14 protein-coding genes and 1 pseudogene are annotated in these 15,452 nt (G+C 40.9%); 2 read left to right on the top strand and 13 right to left on the bottom strand.

What is annotated here, in order from left to right; genetic code table 11:
- Positions 1 to 28: 28 nt before the first annotated feature.
- From OCV43_RS04640 to OCV43_RS04600, 9 genes are all read right to left on the bottom strand, one after another.
- A complete protein-coding gene (locus OCV43_RS04640) occupies positions 29 to 1,222 on the bottom strand; it encodes a glycosyltransferase family protein (RefSeq protein ID WP_022244076.1) in 1,194 nt (397 codons plus the stop codon).
- Positions 1,223 to 1,246: 24 nt separating this feature from the next.
- Positions 1,247 to 2,611, bottom strand: coding sequence for a PFL family protein (locus tag OCV43_RS04635; RefSeq protein ID WP_117698745.1), 1,365 nt, complete (start codon positions 2,609 to 2,611; stop codon positions 1,247 to 1,249).
- A gap of 104 nt (positions 2,612 to 2,715) precedes the next feature.
- Positions 2,716 to 3,000 (bottom strand): ACT domain-containing protein, encoded by a 285-nt coding sequence (locus OCV43_RS04630; RefSeq protein ID WP_022244074.1) that lies wholly within the window; start codon positions 2,998 to 3,000, stop codon positions 2,716 to 2,718.
- Positions 3,001 to 3,035: 35 nt separating this feature from the next.
- The gene (locus tag OCV43_RS04625) at positions 3,036 to 3,833 is read right to left on the bottom strand and encodes an MBL fold metallo-hydrolase (protein WP_117698746.1); all 798 of its coding nucleotides are present in this window, start codon (positions 3,831 to 3,833) and stop codon (positions 3,036 to 3,038) included.
- Between the two features lie 20 nt (positions 3,834 to 3,853).
- Positions 3,854 to 6,043: a cell division FtsA domain-containing protein gene (locus tag OCV43_RS04620; protein WP_262623531.1), complete on the bottom strand. Its 2,190-nt coding sequence runs from the start codon at positions 6,041 to 6,043 to the stop codon at positions 3,854 to 3,856.
- Complete coding sequence (coaE, locus tag OCV43_RS04615) at positions 6,036 to 6,650, bottom strand: dephospho-CoA kinase (RefSeq protein ID WP_118087555.1); 615 nt, start codon at positions 6,648 to 6,650, stop codon at positions 6,036 to 6,038. Before coaE ends, OCV43_RS04620 begins: the two co-directional genes overlap by 8 nt.
- Before the next feature lie 15 nt (positions 6,651 to 6,665).
- Positions 6,666 to 9,302, bottom strand: a complete 2,637-nt coding sequence (gene polA, locus OCV43_RS04610) for a DNA polymerase I (RefSeq protein WP_262623530.1) — start codon at positions 9,300 to 9,302, stop codon at positions 6,666 to 6,668.
- 6 nt (positions 9,303 to 9,308) lie between these two features.
- Positions 9,309 to 9,776: an acyl-CoA thioesterase gene (locus OCV43_RS04605; protein ID WP_022244069.1), complete on the bottom strand. Its 468-nt coding sequence runs from the start codon at positions 9,774 to 9,776 to the stop codon at positions 9,309 to 9,311.
- A gap of 90 nt (positions 9,777 to 9,866) precedes the next feature.
- The gene (locus OCV43_RS04600; protein WP_022244068.1) at positions 9,867 to 10,370 is read right to left on the bottom strand and encodes a cysteine hydrolase family protein; all 504 of its coding nucleotides are present in this window, start codon (positions 10,368 to 10,370) and stop codon (positions 9,867 to 9,869) included.
- 116 nt (positions 10,371 to 10,486) lie between these two features.
- Here OCV43_RS04600 and OCV43_RS04595 point away from each other — a divergent pair, with 116 nt between their 5' ends.
- Positions 10,487 to 10,669 (top strand): DUF6774 domain-containing protein, encoded by a 183-nt coding sequence (locus OCV43_RS04595; RefSeq protein WP_147337975.1) that lies wholly within the window; start codon positions 10,487 to 10,489, stop codon positions 10,667 to 10,669.
- A 547-nt stretch (positions 10,670 to 11,216) separates the two neighbouring features.
- A pseudogene (locus tag OCV43_RS04590) lies at positions 11,217 to 11,342 on the top strand (DUF6061 family protein); the annotation flags it as partial.
- 143 nt (positions 11,343 to 11,485) lie between these two features.
- Here OCV43_RS04590 and OCV43_RS04585 read toward each other — a convergent pair.
- Genes OCV43_RS04585 through OCV43_RS04570 form a run of 4 tightly spaced genes read right to left on the bottom strand, consistent with a single transcriptional unit; the run spans position 11,486 to position 15,245 of the window.
- Positions 11,486 to 12,448: a carbohydrate kinase family protein gene (locus tag OCV43_RS04585; RefSeq protein WP_117841971.1), complete on the bottom strand. Its 963-nt coding sequence runs from the start codon at positions 12,446 to 12,448 to the stop codon at positions 11,486 to 11,488.
- Positions 12,432 to 13,796 (bottom strand): MFS transporter, encoded by a 1,365-nt coding sequence (locus tag OCV43_RS04580; protein ID WP_262623529.1) that lies wholly within the window; start codon positions 13,794 to 13,796, stop codon positions 12,432 to 12,434. Before OCV43_RS04580 ends, OCV43_RS04585 begins: the two co-directional genes overlap by 17 nt.
- An 18-nt stretch (positions 13,797 to 13,814) precedes the next feature.
- Positions 13,815 to 14,207 carry a VOC family protein gene (locus tag OCV43_RS04575; protein ID WP_117841973.1) on the bottom strand — a complete coding sequence of 131 codons (393 nt, stop codon included), beginning with the start codon at positions 14,205 to 14,207 and terminating at the stop codon, positions 13,815 to 13,817.
- Positions 14,208 to 14,216: 9 nt separating this feature from the next.
- On the bottom strand, positions 14,217 to 15,245 hold the full coding sequence (locus OCV43_RS04570) for a zinc-dependent alcohol dehydrogenase (protein ID WP_262623528.1): 1,029 nt from the start codon (positions 15,243 to 15,245) through the stop codon (positions 14,217 to 14,219).
- Positions 15,246 to 15,452 lie beyond the last annotated feature (207 nt).

Here is a 15,452-nt window from a genome sequence, read left to right as displayed (position 1 = left end):
TTCCAAAACACTTGTCAAGGAATTCTTCCTATAAGAACTCTCTCAGACGTTCTGCACGGTTCGCCCAGGTATCTTCCTTAAGTGCCCGTTCATAAGAATATTCTATGATTTCTTTCATTTTCTTCGGATGTCCCAGCATGGATAATACCTGTTCCGGCAATGCATCCAGATGCTCTAACTCATAAAATGCCAGATCTTTTCCATCGCAGAAACGCTCCTTTAAATAAATGCTGCCATCTGTCAGGGATACTGCTTTATTTAACATGGCTGTAAAAATTCTGTCATGGGCTCCATCCTTAAACCACGGCATGGTATTCAATGCAATCTTGGTATTCCGGATGATTTTTACGCATTCGGCAGAATCAAGCTGCCTTCCGTTTAAAATAAGATTCTCCGGATGTTTTACCTTAAGATTCTCCCACCCTTTACCAAAAACATGTACCCGTACTCCATTGTCTACCAATGTCCGCACCGTTTCTCCACGGAAATAAGTCCGGTTATACATATCCAAAAAAAGCATTCCTGCAAAGCATGCCATCAGCTCCCGCTCCGTTACTTCCGGAATCTCCCGGCGGACAAAATGCTCCATGGCAGAATCTAACGGCTCTGACGGATGCAGGCGGAGATAATTTAATATCTCATGATAGAAATCAATATATTCCTTCGTCTGGCTGGTAAAATGCTCTTCAATTGCCGGAAGATGCACATAGTTTGCGATAAAACCCACTTCATATTCCCGGTTCTCATATGGAATAAAGTCTGTCGAAATACGTTCTTCCTTATCCATCAGAAAATTCCCTGCCAATGGTAAAAAATGACAGGGAATTCCTTTATAAAACCGTTTCATATAAGAAATATGCTGACGGTCGATGCAGAACACAGTCAGATTCGGAATTGTCTCATCAAGCTGCTTATGATAATACAACGGATGGTCCACAAGAATGCAATAGACCGGAATATTTCTGCTGGCAAAGACAGACTGAGACTCTGTCTCCAACAGGAACTCCTCTCCGCTTAATCCGATAAAGTTAAAGGTAATGACTGCGGTCTCGCCACTTTTTAAAAAGCGGCTTAATCGTTTCGTGTCAGCATATTCTGCCTGAATGTCAAAGAAGAAAATCTGATATCCCATCTTGCGAAATGACGCTGCCATCTCATGTGAAAAATAAGTTAATGTTTCTACGCCTCGTTCAAAAAACACAAGTTTACGGATATCACTCATTTTCTTTCTCCATTTCAAAAAATCCTAGTTCTTAAAGCTGTGAATTGGTGCAGGAATTCTTCCCCCACGGTTGATAAATGCATCACAGGAATACTGGTTTACCGGCATAATCGGTGCATAGCCGAATAATCCACCAAATTCTACAGTATCACCTACTCCCTTTCCGATTACCGGAATCAGACGGGCTGCTGTAGTCTTCTGGTTAATCATTCCAAGTGCCATTTCATCTGCAATAATACCGGAAATGGTAGTTGCCTTGGTATCACCCGGAATTGCAATCATATCGAGACCTACGGAACATACACAAGTCATTGCTTCTAATTTCTCCAGTGTAATGGCATTTGCCTGTACTGCATTAATCATTCCCTGGTCTTCGCTGACCGGAATAAATGCACCACTTAAACCACCAACATAAGAAGATGCCATTACACCGCCCTTCTTAACCTGGTCATTTAAAAGAGCAAGGGCTGCTGTCGTTCCCGGTGCACCTGCATATTCAAGACCAATTTCACAAAGAATATCTGCTACACTGTCTCCGATTGCAGGAGTTGGTGCCAGAGATAAATCTACAATACCAAATGGAATATTTAAAATTCTCGACGCTTCCTGTGCTACAAGCTGACCTACACGGGTTACTTTAAATGCAGTCTTCTTGATGGTCTCACATAATACTTCAAAGTTCTCTCCACGGACTTTTTCCAGTGCAGTCTTTACAACACCCGGTCCGCTGACACCAACATTGATTACCGCATCTGCCTCTGTTACACCATGGAATGCGCCTGCCATAAACGGGTTGTCATCCGGTGCATTACAGAATACAACCAGTTTCATACAGTCTACAGAATCTCTGTCCTTAGACTGCTCTGCCACCTCTAAGAGAATCTCTCCCATTAATTTTACAGCATCCATGTTAATTCCGGTCTTTGTGGATGCAAGATTTACAGAACTGCAGACTCTTTCGGTACGGCAAAGTGCCATTGGAATAGAACGGATTAAAAGCTCATCTGCCTTTGTCATTCCCTTGGATACCAGTGCAGAATATCCACCAATCAGGTTTACTCCTACTGCTTTGGCTGCTGCATCCATAGTATCTGCAATGGTTGCAAAATCTTCCGGTGTCTTGCAGGCTGCCCCGCCAACCAGTGCAATTGGTGTAACGGAAATTCTTTTATTTACGATTGGGATTCCAAATTCCTGCTCAATCTGATTTCCTGCTGATACCAGATCCTTTGCCACTGTAGTAATTTTCTTATAAATGTTATCGTTTAACTTCTTTAAATCAGAATCAATACAATCCAAAAGACTGATTCCAATGGTAATGGTACGGACATCTAAGTTCTCATGCTCCACCATTTTATTGGTTTCGCTTACTTCCATTATATTAATCATTTTTTGTCTCCTATATTCTGCCTTTCTACGCAGCTCATTTCCTGTATTTTCATTGATACGCCTTAGTGACCTGCCAACAGCAGTTCCCTTTTATGTAAGTCGTATTAAATTCTGTGCATCATATCAAAGATTTCTTCTCTCTGACATTTGATGGTAACACCGATTTCCTCACCTAATTTTTCCAGTGCTGCAGAACACTCAGCAAATGGTGTTTTGGATGTATTTAAATCAACAATCATCATCATATTGAAGAATCCGTCAATGATAGTCTGTGAAATATCCAGTACATTGATATGCTGTTCTGATAAATAAGTACAAACTTTTGCGATAATTCCTACAGTATCTTTTCCTACTACAGTAATAATTGTCTTGCTCTGTGTCTTTTCCATTTTGTTCTCCTCTTATTTTTGCTTTCTTAATATTCTTAAATCCGGATAAGCTCAGACACTTCGTCCCGCTTTGCTACCTGGATTGGAAAATCATTTCCGTGGTACGGGTTCTCACCCTGTTCTACTTCCTGGCGCACTGTCTCATATGCCAGTTCTGCCAGATTATTTTCCTTGCTCAGATGCCCCAATACTACTTTTTTAAACTTATCATGCAGAAGCTGCCCTAAAAATTGTCCACTGCTCTCATTGGAAAGATGTCCTCTGTCCCCTAATATCCGCTGTTTCAGAGGATAAGGATAACTGCCCACCTGAAGCATACGCACATCATGATTTGCTTCTAACAATAATACATCTAAATCCTGCAGCTTGTCTATAAGATAATTGTCATATTTCCCCAAATCGGTAATGACCGCCATCTTTTTATCTGACTGTTTCATGATGTATGCCACCGGATTTGCGGCATCATGGGAAATGGATACCGGCTCCACCGTAATATCTCCAATCTGAAATTCCACTCCGGCTTCGATAGGATGAAACAAGGTCTCATCTACTTTTCCCACACTGGAAATCCCTTTGACTGCCTCAATGGTCTCTGCCGTGGCATAGATTGGAATTCCATATTTTCTTGCTACCACGCCAAGACCGGAAATGTGATCTGAATGTTCGTGGGTCACAAGCAGTGCCTGCATTTCCGCGGTTTTCAAACCGATACTGTTTAATCCTGCTTCAATGCGCTTTCCACTGATTCCGGCATCAATCATCAGATGGCTGCTTTCTGTTCCTGCGTAGATACAGTTTCCACTGCTTCCACTTGCAATACTGCATAATTCCATTTTCTTATGTCTCTTTCTATTTAGTAATTCTCTTTCCAGTACACTTCAATTTTATCGCCATCCTGCAATACCTGTGTATACTGGGCATCCATGCCATTAATTAAAGTTACAATTGCTCTTCCATGGGATGCTGACAAATCAAAATCAATATAATCAAAAATATCCACGAATACATATTCTTCTTTGCCACTTAAAGTAATTTCCTGATTGTTTGCAATAATATGTAATTCTTTGCTTTCCGGCTCTGCACCTGCCGTTTGAATGCCATCTGCAACATTTTCATCCGCAGCATTTTCGCCTGTCACAGATTCAGCTGCCTCAGAAGCTTCTGTCTCATGAACTTCAGCTGCACTGTCTGTGCTTTCTTCTATTGAAGCTTCTTCTTCCGGTCCGGCATCAAATCTGTGGTCTGCCTGTCCATAGGAAATATGACGTTCACCGCTTTCATAGGCAGAAGCACTCCATTCGATTTCAAAGTTCTCATAGCAAAGGGAACCCATATCTGCCGGTTTTCCATTTAAGATAATTCCGGCTTCTTCATCAATCCGCACATCCATAAACTCTGCCAGCTGTCCAATGGTATAGAAGTTTCTGGTTTCGATTTCGTCCCCTTCCTGAATAACATAATTAGAAGGTTCAAGGCTTCCATTGACCTGAACAAATTTCGGGCAGGTAATATTGATGCCATTGACCTGGAAGGTAATGGTGGAGGATGTATATTCATCTAACTGTTCAATCGTAGATACGGCTTCTTTTCCAATGGTAGAGGCTTCTATGGTAATCTCGGAATTCGGAACCAGTGGTGTATTGATGCTGACTACTCTTCCGTCCACTTTAACAATGGCAGATTCTCCCGGTTCTCCACGGACGATTCTCGGCTTGCCATTTACGGTAAACTCCACTGCCTTGCCCCGTCTTGGGAACAGCGCTTCATTCGGGAAGCCCGCCTGCAATGCTGCATCCACAATGGTAAGATGGCTGTTATCATAAAGCTTTAAGCGTTCTCCGTTAAACCGGACCATAATGAAATTATTCTTCTGGTCATAATAATTAAGACAGATTCCAATCGGCGTTACCAGTAATGGGTCTTTCTTAATCTCTTCCTGTGCAAAATGAACCTCTTTTAAAACTTCTTCTCCACGTAATGCCACACGTTCTCTTGGAATTTCAAGCTTGTCTGCAAGCATTTCCGTAAATCCGTGGATTTTGCCGCCGCCGCCAACTACGAAGGCTGCGCTGACCGATTTATCACCATTTAACTCTTTGATTTTCTCTGCTACCTCAGTAGTAATCTTATCTACCGTATCATGGGTTAAATCCCAGATTTCTTCAGATGGAATCGTATGGGTAATGCTCATGATATCTGTAAATTCCACTTCATCCGCCATACCGGATGTCAGCTTCATATGTTCTGCCATATTAAAATCCACCAGATAATGCTGTACAATTAATTCGGTCAGCTCATCTCCGGCATAAGGAATCATGCCATATGCAATAATGCTTCCGTCTCTGGTGACACAGATGTCGGATGTTCCGGCTCCCACATCAACCAGTGCAATATTTAACATTCGAAAAGCCTCCGGAATTGCTACGTTGATTGCAGCAATAGGCTCCAAAGTCAGATTGGCAACATTTAATCCAGCCTGCCCTACTGCGGAATACAGACCATCTACAACGTCCTCCGGCAGGAAGGTTACGATAATATCCTCCGAAATTTTCTCTGCCTTATGTCCTTCTATATTGGAAAAGACTTCATCATTGATATAATATTTTACAACAGAATATCCCACACAGTAAAATTTGTAACGGGTATCATTCCTCTCTTTTAAAATCTGCTGGGCATGGTCTACTCCCAGTAAATCCAGAGTATGTATATGTTCTGCAGTTACTACGGTCTCTTCTGCGAATTCATATTCCACGCTGGTGGTCACGGTTTTCAGTACACGGCCAGCGGCAGCAATGCAGACATCTGTAAGCTTTGCCTCTAACTGCCCTTCTAATTCTGCCTTTACTTCTGCAATTGTTCTGCCTACTCTTCCAATGTCATGAATCTGACCATCCAGCATAGCTCTGGTTTCATGCTCTTTCATATACTGGGCTGCCACATAGAAGTCTTTGCCTTCCCGATATCCAACTGTTCCAACTACGTTTCTTGTTCCGATATCCAAGCCAAATACAAATTGATTTGCATTCTGTTCTGCATTATCCATTGGTATTTTCTCCCTCATTCTCTATTATCGTTCTTACCTGTGCAATGGTTTCTTCCGTCGTACCATTATTATCAATTACCACTTTGCAATGTCTGCGGTATTCGTTCTCGCAAAGCTGGCTTTCAAACATTTCACTGATTTTTTCATCACTGTAGCCTCTCGACTGCTTCAGCCTTGCTCTGCGATTCTCCTCTGAAGTATAAATATACCATAATTCATCGCAAATTTCATCATAATGTTCTTCGATTAATAATGCCGCTTCCAATACCAGATAACGAAGCCTGCCTTCTTCCTTTTCCTGCTCTAATACATGGAGCACATATTCCTTTACTGCCGGATGCAAAATCTCATTCATTCCATTCCGCCTGGCTTCATCCTTGAAAATAATGGCTGCCGCCTTCGGACGGTTCATCTTCCCCTTTTCATCAAAAACATCTGTTCCATCAAACAGCTCCTGCAATTTTTCGTTACAGGACTGTCCCGGCTCAGAAAGTTCTCTTGCGATATCATCCGCCAGCATTACTTTCGTATCTTCTCTGCCGGCAAGGTATTTTAATATTTCTGTTTTTCCGGCTCCTACGCCTCCGGTAATTCCGATAAATTTCATAATTTCTGCCTTATCCTATTTTGCTTCGTACCAGTTATTTCCGGCATGCATATCTACCTCTAAGGTTACCGCAAGGTCTGCTGCACGAAGCATTTCTTCTTTCAAAATCTTCTCTACCTGCTGCTGTTCTTCTTTACAGGTCTCAACCAAAAGTTCGTCATGTACCTGTAAAATCAGTTTTGATTTCAAGCCTTCCTCTTTCAGGCGGTCATGCACATGAATCATGGCTATTTTAATAATATCTGCTGCAGAACCCTGAATCGGTGCATTCATTGCCACACGTTCTCCAAAGGAACGCTGCATGAAATTACTGGAGGATAACTCCGGCACCGGTCTTCTTCTGCCAAACATGGTTGTGACATAGCCTTTTGTCTTGCCATCCTCTACCAGTCCGTCTAAGAATGTCTTGATTCCCGGATAGGTTTCAAAATAGTTCTTAATATACTGTTCTGCTTCTTTTCTTGTAATACTTAAATCCTGACTTAATCCGAAGGAACTGATTCCATAGACAATACCAAAGTTTACCGCCTTTGCATTTCTTCGCTGCAGTGGTGTTACTTCTTCGAACGGCACATGAAATACCTTGGATGCAGTAATCGCATGAATATCTTCTGCATGCTTATATGCATCAATCAGATTTTTATCTCCTGACATATGTGCCAGCAGACGAAGCTCTATCTGGGAATAATCCGCATCTAAGAATACATAACCTTCTCTCGGTAAAAACACTTTACGAATCAGCCGTCCCAATTCCATCCGGATTGGAATGTTCTGTAAATTCGGGTCTGTACTGCTTAAACGTCCGGTGGCTGTTATGGTCTGCTGGAATGTACTGTGAATCCGTCCATCCTCTGCAATAAATGCAGCCAGTCCGTCGGCATATGTGGATTTTAATTTGGTCAGCTGACGGTACTCTAATATTTTTGATACAATCGGATAATCCGGTGCCAGCTTTTCCAGTACATCTGCTGCAGTAGAATATCCGGTCTTGGTCTTCTTGCCATTTGGCATCTGCAATTTTTCAAAAAGAATCACACCAAGCTGTTTTGGTGAATTGATATTAAAGGTCTCACCGGCTTCTTCATAGATTTCTTTTTCAATTTTATCTATGGATACTGCAAGATTCTCTCCATATTCTTTTAAGGCATCTGCATCAATAGCAATGCCTTCCTTTTCCATATCAGATAAGGTATATACCAGCGGCATTTCTATTTTATCAAAGAGTTCTTTCATGCCCTCTTCTTCTAACTGCTTTGCCAGCGGCTCTTTTGCCATTAAATTAATATATGCCTGATAACATGCCATTTTCAAGAATTCTTCCGGCTTTTCTTCCGATGCTGTGGCTAAATCTTTCTTTCCAAGATAATCCTCTTTCGATGGCACCATCAAATCAAGATAGTCTTTTGCAATATCTTCATAAGCATAGTCATTTTTCAATGGATTTAATAAATAAGCTGCTATTTTCACATCAAAAATATGACTCTTTTCATCGGCTTCTATCCATTTAAGCTGTGGTTTTAAATCAAAGGTGCGAATCTCTGTGCCTGATGCAAGAAGCTGTCTGCTCTGTTCGAATAGATACTGCTCTGTCACAAATCCCACAACCGGAATATATGCCACATCTTCTTTTGTGCATGCAACTGCAAGTCCAAGCACAACATCCTTTTCATAAATCAACTGGACTCCTGCTGCCTGCTGCTTCTTTGCCTTTGCAAAAAAATCTTCTACCCCAGAAAAATCCTCGATTCGTTTAAAGTTTTCCTCTCCGGTATTTACCGGTGTGTCTACTTCAAACCGTTTCAAAAGATTCTTAAATTCCAGACGCTTACACATCATATAAGCTTCCGGTGTATATAAATTGCCAATTCTTGCTTCGTTGATATCATATGGGATGTCTGCATCTATCTTAATGGTAGCCAGTGTCTTACTCAACTGTGCCATATCATAATGCTCTTTTAACATCTCTTTCGCACGGTTTGGCTTAATCTCTTCTACATGGGCATATGCATTTTCAATGCTGCCATATGCCACAATCAGGTTCGTGGCTGTCTTTTCGCCGATTCCCGGTACACCCGGAATATTATCTGCGGTATCGCCCATCAGCGCCTTTACATCAATAAACTGCAATGGTGTAACCTGATATTTTTCCAATACCTCTTTGGTATTATAATCTTCGATTTCCGTTCCGGTCCGCCTGGTCTTTGGAATCCGGATCTTAATATGGTCACTGGCAAGCTGCAATAAGTCCCGGTCTCCGGACACTACAGACACTTCATAGCCTGCTGCTTCACTGCGCTTTGCTATGGTTCCCAATAGGTCGTCTGCTTCTAAGCCTTCTTTTTCAATTACCGTAACTCCCATGGCACGCAGCATTTCTTTCATCAGCGGTACCTGCTGCCGCAATTCTTCTGCCATCGGTTTTCTCGTTCCCTTGTATGCATCAAACATCTTATGACGGAATGTTGGTGCATGCACATCAAAAGCAACCGTAAGATACTCCGGCTGCTCTTCCTCTAATATTTTAAATAAAATGTTTAAGAAACCATATACTGCATTGGTATGAAGTCCCTCTGCATTGGTCAAATCCGGTAATCCAAAAAATGCCCGGTTTAATATACTATGTCCATCAATCAGAACTAATTTTTCGCTCATCTTATCCTAACTTTCCTCATCCATCATCTGGAAAAATTTTGTATCTATTTCAGGGTATGACCGTTTCAAGGAAATCGGCTTGCCACTACGATTTAAGAAGCAGTGCTCACTGGCTGCAATGGTACGGAGTTCTCCGGTCTCTTTGTCTGTCATACGATAACGGACACTGAGCTTGATTCCATTGTAACCTGCAATGGCTGTTTCAATAACAACAGTATCTCCGAATCGCACCATGCTCTTATATTCACACTGTACAGACAGCACCGGACTGATAATTTCCTGGTCTTCCATCTGTTTATAGCTGAAGCCCATCTGATCCATCAAGTCCATGCGTGCCTCTTCCATCCAACGGATATAATTGGAATGATGCACAATCCCCATCTGGTCTGTCTCATAATATTTTACATTATGCTCATACGGTTTTACCTTAATTGGTGTTACTCCATGATAAATATCAACTCTTGTATCCTTCATATCTGTCACCTTCCTTACAAAACGATTATACTCAAAAAACGAACGACGTTCAAGCGTCGGAGGGATTCTTTTGGAATTATTACGCCTTTTCTATTCCCCAATCACATGAATCTGACACATTTTCATAGTGGTAAGTGCTGCCTCATGGGATTCCGGTGTCACTCCGGCACAACATGTGGCATCCACTGTAAGCTCTACATCCGGAAATTCTGCTTTCAAAATCAGGGCATTGGATACCACACAGATATCCGTACAAAGACCGCATAATTCTATTTCTTCAAAGTTTCTCTCCGACCAGTGTGTCCATCCAAAGGTTGGTTTATTAATATAGCTGCATCCCGGCACCTCTAAACCTTCTGCAATCTCCCAGCCCTTTGTGCCTTCGATGCAATGTTCCACCGGAAGCTTCTTTCCCTCCGGTGTGTTAAGATAATCTGACTGATGAGTATCCCGGGTAAAAATAATCTCGTCCCCGCGCTCCTGATACTCTTTGATTTTCTCTTTTACCTTCGGTACAATTGCCTGCGCTTCCCTGGTTCCAAGTGAACCATCGATAAAGTCATTCTGCATATCTACTACAATCAGTGTTTTCATATTTGATTCCTTTCATTCCTTTTTACAAATGATTATCCTGAAGTTATTTTCTTTTATTATACACATTTTCTCTGACAGTTGCATAACATATCAAAAATATCTTATGGTCAACCGCTATGTCAAACTGTACGAATCTTTTTTACCTCTCCACTATTTCCTGCCAGTTGTCCGAATGCCTGTCGACCGATGAGCTTACGCTTCTTGCCGCAGACCTGGTGGTATTAAGTGATATGCTCGCAAATCTTGCTGCCCGAAAATCAATCTGTGAGCCTGCTGCTTCTGCGGAAGATGTACCATAACTTACCTACCGGACTTGCCACCGGCAGTCTCTTTCGGATACCTGACAAAAAAATGCAGAGGAGTATCTCTATAAACTACTTCTCTGCATTCTTTTATAATGTCTTTGCGAAACAAATGATTCTATTGTACTGCTAAATTTGCCAGTATTTCTAAATTCTGTTTTTCTGCTTTTCGCACCATATTGTTCCTCCAAACTGGAATTGAGATTTCACCTGTTTTAAGAGATTTAATAACTGTTATATTTTGTTATTAAATTCTCCGCAAACCCTTGAAAATACTGAATTTATCGCAGGTGAGCTTTCCCTTATTGTTTCCCTTGTATTATATCATCGCACCAGTGTTTACGAACTCTGATAAGGGCAAATACAAGGGCACAAGAGGTCCAGTGGACCTCTGCTCTGTGCCGACCGAAGCGGCAGCGGAGACCAAGAAATCTGATAACACATTATAACACAAAATGAAAGTGACATGGTGAACTGATTGAAATGCTTCTGATTTTTGTAACAAATGATTGATTGAATGATAAGGAGATAAAATACGACGAGAATAATATTTGCAGAATACAATCCACAGCTTAATAGTATTGATGTTTATATATCTGCTGGCTATATGCTCCGCATTGATTGTTGGGAATCAGAAAAGCATTTAAAGACTACACCAGAATCAGACTGTACATGGGGCGAAGAACACAGGGAATAAAACTTATCGTAATTTACATAAAATACAGGCAGGAGCAAATATCGAAAGTTGTCCTGCTTATATTTTTGTTAAAAATAGGGGCGTTTTTATAGCCCCAATTTTGTCATATACATTCATTATTTCTGCATAAATTCAAACACTGCTTCTTTTGTCGGAATCGCAGGGATGCCACCTCTCTTTTGCACACACAATCCAGCAACTGCATTTCCCAAAACAGCACACTTTTTGATTTCTTCCCATTTCATTTTTTCAACATTCTTATTCATGGAAAGGATACTGCATAATACGCCTCCCCAGAATGAATCACCTGCCCCAGTCGTGTCGACCGCATGTATCTGAAATGCTTTGATGATTTCTTTTCTGCTTTTTGTTGCCATAAGAACACCCTGTTCTCCCAATGTAATGGCTACCAGCTTTGGTCCCATAGCAAGGAGTTGGTCTGCGGCCTGCTCATAACTTTCGGCCTCTGTCAACAAAATACTCTCTTCATCCGATACCTTCATGACATCTACCAATTCTATGACAGATCTCATTTTTTTCACTGCATCCTCTTTGCTCTTCCAAAGAGACGGTCGATAATTCGGATCATAGGAAATAAGTGCACCCGCTGCTTTTGCCATTTTTACCGCTTCAATCGTTGTACTTTCTGCCGGTTCATCTGTCAGCGATAATGATCCAAAATGAAAAATTCTACAACCTGAAATTAATGTCTGATCCAGTTCTTCTTTTTTTAACTGTGTATCTGCACCCGGTTTTCTTGCAAAAGAAAAATTCCGTTCTCCACTTTCACCGATTTCCACAAATGCCAACGTTGTAAAATAACCCGGGTCTTCAACAATAGCATCTGTATTGATTCCTTCCTTTTGCAATGTCTTCTTTAAAAATTTACCATGCATATCGTTTCCAACTTTTCCAATAAAAGATGTGCGATACCCAAAGTGGCTTGCAACGGTTAGAAGATTTGCCGGAGCACCGCCGGGATTCTGTTCGAACAATTTTCTCCCATCCTGACTGTGTCCTGCTTCCGTAAAATCAATCAGCAATTCTCCCAATGCCACGATATCAACTTTTTCTTCCATTTTTCAGTTCCTCCACAATCTCGTTATAACGTTTTTTATTTAACCGGTAGAAAAATAATACAACCGCAGTCACAATCCACAGTGCACCCGGAATCGTCGTAAATGCATGTTTCATAATTGAAAGTACAATTGCATTTTGTGTCTGATTTGCAATATAACCATATTTTCCAAGTAATCCTGCTAAAAGTGCTGTTCCAACTGCCATTCCGATTTTATTTCCAAGTGAAATAAATGCATACTGAAAACCATCATTTCTAAGTCCGGTTTTCCACTCCCCATATTCCACACAGTCTGGAATAATTGCATAGATTGCAGTATTAAATCCAGAGAAGAAAAACTGTGTCAGACCAGATAAAGCATAAAAAATAGCCGGTGATTCTTTGGCATTAAAGAAAAACATAGACAACATGGAAATTCCTGTAAATAAAGCAAAGAGAGATGCTGTTCTTCCTTTGTTATTCAACTTGCGGAATAATGGTTGAAAACAGGCTGCCCCGATGATAGAAGGAATAATGATGCACATCGAATAAGTTGTGTAGTAGGAGGCATTCCCTTCCACATATGTAAAGTAATACAGAATATCTGCGTTTCTACCATACAGTGTAAATCCAAATAATATCTGTCCTGCCAATGCAAGAAGATATGGTCTGTTCTGCATAACCGCTTTCAACTGAACCTTTACAGAAATTTTTTCTTTTTCCGGAGTAATCACTGCCTCTTTCGTCTTCGCAAAGCAGAAGAAATGACAGGCTGTAAAAATACATCCATATATGACCGCAACCGTCAGATATCCTGTCTTTGCACTATGACTGCCGAATTTGCTGAGCAGTGGAACTGTGATAATATTTAACACACCAATTGCAATCATCGCTGCAACCGAACGGGATGTATTTATTTTTGCACGTTCATCAATATCCTGTGTCATAGCACCACACAAGGTTCCATATGGAATATTCACACAGGTATACCCCAAAACCAGCAGACAATATGTAATTACCATATAAATAATCTTTCCATTCTGCGGCCAGTCGGGTCTTGCCCAGAATGTCATAACAAGAAGAATCGCTGTGATTGGTGCCGCTACTAACAACCATGGACGGTACCGTCCCCATCTCGATTTTGTTTTATCTGTAAGTCCCCCGACGATTGGATCATTGATTGCATCCCAGAATCTTGAAAAAAGCATAAGTGCTGACACAGCCGCCATACTGATTCCGAACACGTCTGTATAAAATATCATCAGAAAATTACTGACAAACATCCAGCTGAAATTACATCCAACATCACCAAACCCATATGCAATCTTACTGATCAGCGGTACTTTTCCATTTTTGTTTTCGCTTCCCATATGTCCCTCCTGTTTTTATCAGAGTTTCTGACAGAACTCTATTCTTTCCTCATTTGGTCCCTTAATCATAAAAAACTTCACACCATTTTCCCAAAATGGCAGTTCTTCGATTCCGTCTGTGATAACTGTGTATTTTTCATTGCAGATTTTCTGATATATACTCTCAATGTCTTCCACATCAAGAGCAACATGCTGGTATGCACCGTCTGACATTGCCGCCTGCCCATTTTCAAAAGTCTCTATACAGTAATTTTTTATCTGTAAAAATGCCACTTTTTCCCCTGCTTTTTCATTATAAGTCTGCATAATTACTTCAAATCCAAGACCCCTATAAAACTCAACTGTTTTCTGTAAATCGTTTGTCGGAAGCCCGACATGGGCAACTCCGACAATTCCATATTTATTTTCCATACGAACTCCTTACTTTTCACTGACGTTGATAATTACTTTCATCGTTGTCTCGCGGTTATCATCAATATACTGGTATGCCTTCAGATAATCTTTAAAAGCAAATGTCTTTGAGATGAGCGGTTTCAAATGAACTTTGCCCTCATTTACCAATCTGATTCCATCTATATAATCATCATGGCGGTACATCATCGTGCTCTTAATGTCAAGTTCGTGGTCATTTGCCACTGCAAGATCTACTTCTGCCATTCCTGCAAAAACAGCCACCAGTACAATCGTGCTTCCTTTTCTTGCATATTTAATTGCCTGTCCCATTGTGATATTGTTTCCAGCACAGTCGTAGATTACATCCGCCTTATCCGGTCCAAATGCTTCGATCATTGCCTCACCAAAGTCTTTATTTTTGGTATTCACACACACATCAATTCCACATTCTTTTGCCTTTGCCAGTCTAAGATCACTGATATCTGTGATCATCACTTTCGCTGCCCCCATTCCTTTTGCTGCCTGTGCTACAAGATTTCCGATCGGTCCCGCTCCAAGGACTGCAATATTCATGCCAGCCACATCGCCCATCTGTTTTACACCATGAACTGCCACAGCAAGAGGTTCGATCATAGCTCCTTCTTCATAGGACATATCTTCTGGAATAGGTGTTACTTTAGATGCATCCACTGCAAAATACTCAGATGCTGTTCCTGTCGTTTGAAATCCCATTACTTTTAATTCCTCACAGAGATTATACTTTCCATGACGGCATGGATAGCAGTGTCCACAATATACCTGTGGCTCTATCGTCACCTTCTGTCCAACATGAAACTCTGTGACATTTTTTCCAAGTTCTGTGATCTCACCGGAAACCTCATGTCCCTGTGTTACCGGATATTTTGTAAACGGATGTTTTCCATGATAAACATGAATATCTGATCCACAGACACCAATATTCATAATTTTTACCAACACCTGATTTTCCTTTGCCTCCGGAACCGGAACCTCTCTGAAAATAATTTCTCCTGGATTTGTCATTACCTGCTGTAACATAATTGCTTCCTCCTTTTTTATATTGTTTTATTTTATGTTTTATTAAATGTTTTATTAAAGTAATTACATTATCATCCTTTAAACATATTTTGTCAATATATTTCTCTCAATTTTACGCATTGCACAATTTGCAGATATGCTTTTTGTATATATTTTCTAATCAACGCACAAAAAAACGGAAAGAAAACCTCACTTACCGTTTCCTTT

This window comes from Roseburia amylophila (assembly GCF_025567465.1).
GTDB lineage: Bacteria > Bacillota > Clostridia > Lachnospirales > Lachnospiraceae > Roseburia_C > Roseburia_C amylophila.
Note: the sequence above shows the minus strand (reverse complement) of the source record. Positions and strands in the feature narration are given on the sequence as shown.

What these genes read in the sequence shown, in the direction of transcription:
- OCV43_RS04640 (WP_022244076.1), bottom strand. Translation starts at nt 1,222, where the DNA reads ATGAGTGATATCCGTAAACTTGTGTTTTTTGAACGAGGCGTAGAAACA.
- OCV43_RS04635 (WP_117698745.1), bottom strand. Translation starts at nt 2,611, where the DNA reads ATGATTAATATAATGGAAGTAAGCGAAACCAATAAAATGGTGGAGCAT.
- OCV43_RS04630 (WP_022244074.1), bottom strand. Translation starts at nt 3,000, where the DNA reads ATGGAAAAGACACAGAGCAAGACAATTATTACTGTAGTAGGAAAAGAT.
- OCV43_RS04625 (WP_117698746.1), bottom strand. Translation starts at nt 3,833, where the DNA reads ATGGAATTATGCAGTATTGCAAGTGGAAGCAGTGGAAACTGTATCTAC.
- OCV43_RS04620 (WP_262623531.1), bottom strand. Translation starts at nt 6,043, where the DNA reads ATGGATAATGCAGAACAGAATGCAAATCAATTTGTATTTGGCTTGGAT.
- coaE (WP_118087555.1), bottom strand. Translation starts at nt 6,650, where the DNA reads ATGAAATTTATCGGAATTACCGGAGGCGTAGGAGCCGGAAAAACAGAA.
- polA (WP_262623530.1), bottom strand. Translation starts at nt 9,302, where the DNA reads ATGAGCGAAAAATTAGTTCTGATTGATGGACATAGTATATTAAACCGG.
- OCV43_RS04605 (WP_022244069.1), bottom strand. Translation starts at nt 9,776, where the DNA reads ATGAAGGATACAAGAGTTGATATTTATCATGGAGTAACACCAATTAAG.
- OCV43_RS04600 (WP_022244068.1), bottom strand. Translation starts at nt 10,370, where the DNA reads ATGAAAACACTGATTGTAGTAGATATGCAGAATGACTTTATCGATGGT.
- OCV43_RS04595 (WP_147337975.1), top strand. Translation starts at nt 10,487, where the DNA reads ATGTCAAACTGTACGAATCTTTTTTACCTCTCCACTATTTCCTGCCAG.
- OCV43_RS04585 (WP_117841971.1), bottom strand. Translation starts at nt 12,448, where the DNA reads ATGGAAGAAAAAGTTGATATCGTGGCATTGGGAGAATTGCTGATTGAT.
- OCV43_RS04580 (WP_262623529.1), bottom strand. Translation starts at nt 13,796, where the DNA reads ATGGGAAGCGAAAACAAAAATGGAAAAGTACCGCTGATCAGTAAGATT.
- OCV43_RS04575 (WP_117841973.1), bottom strand. Translation starts at nt 14,207, where the DNA reads ATGGAAAATAAATATGGAATTGTCGGAGTTGCCCATGTCGGGCTTCCG.
- OCV43_RS04570 (WP_262623528.1), bottom strand. Translation starts at nt 15,245, where the DNA reads ATGTTACAGCAGGTAATGACAAATCCAGGAGAAATTATTTTCAGAGAG.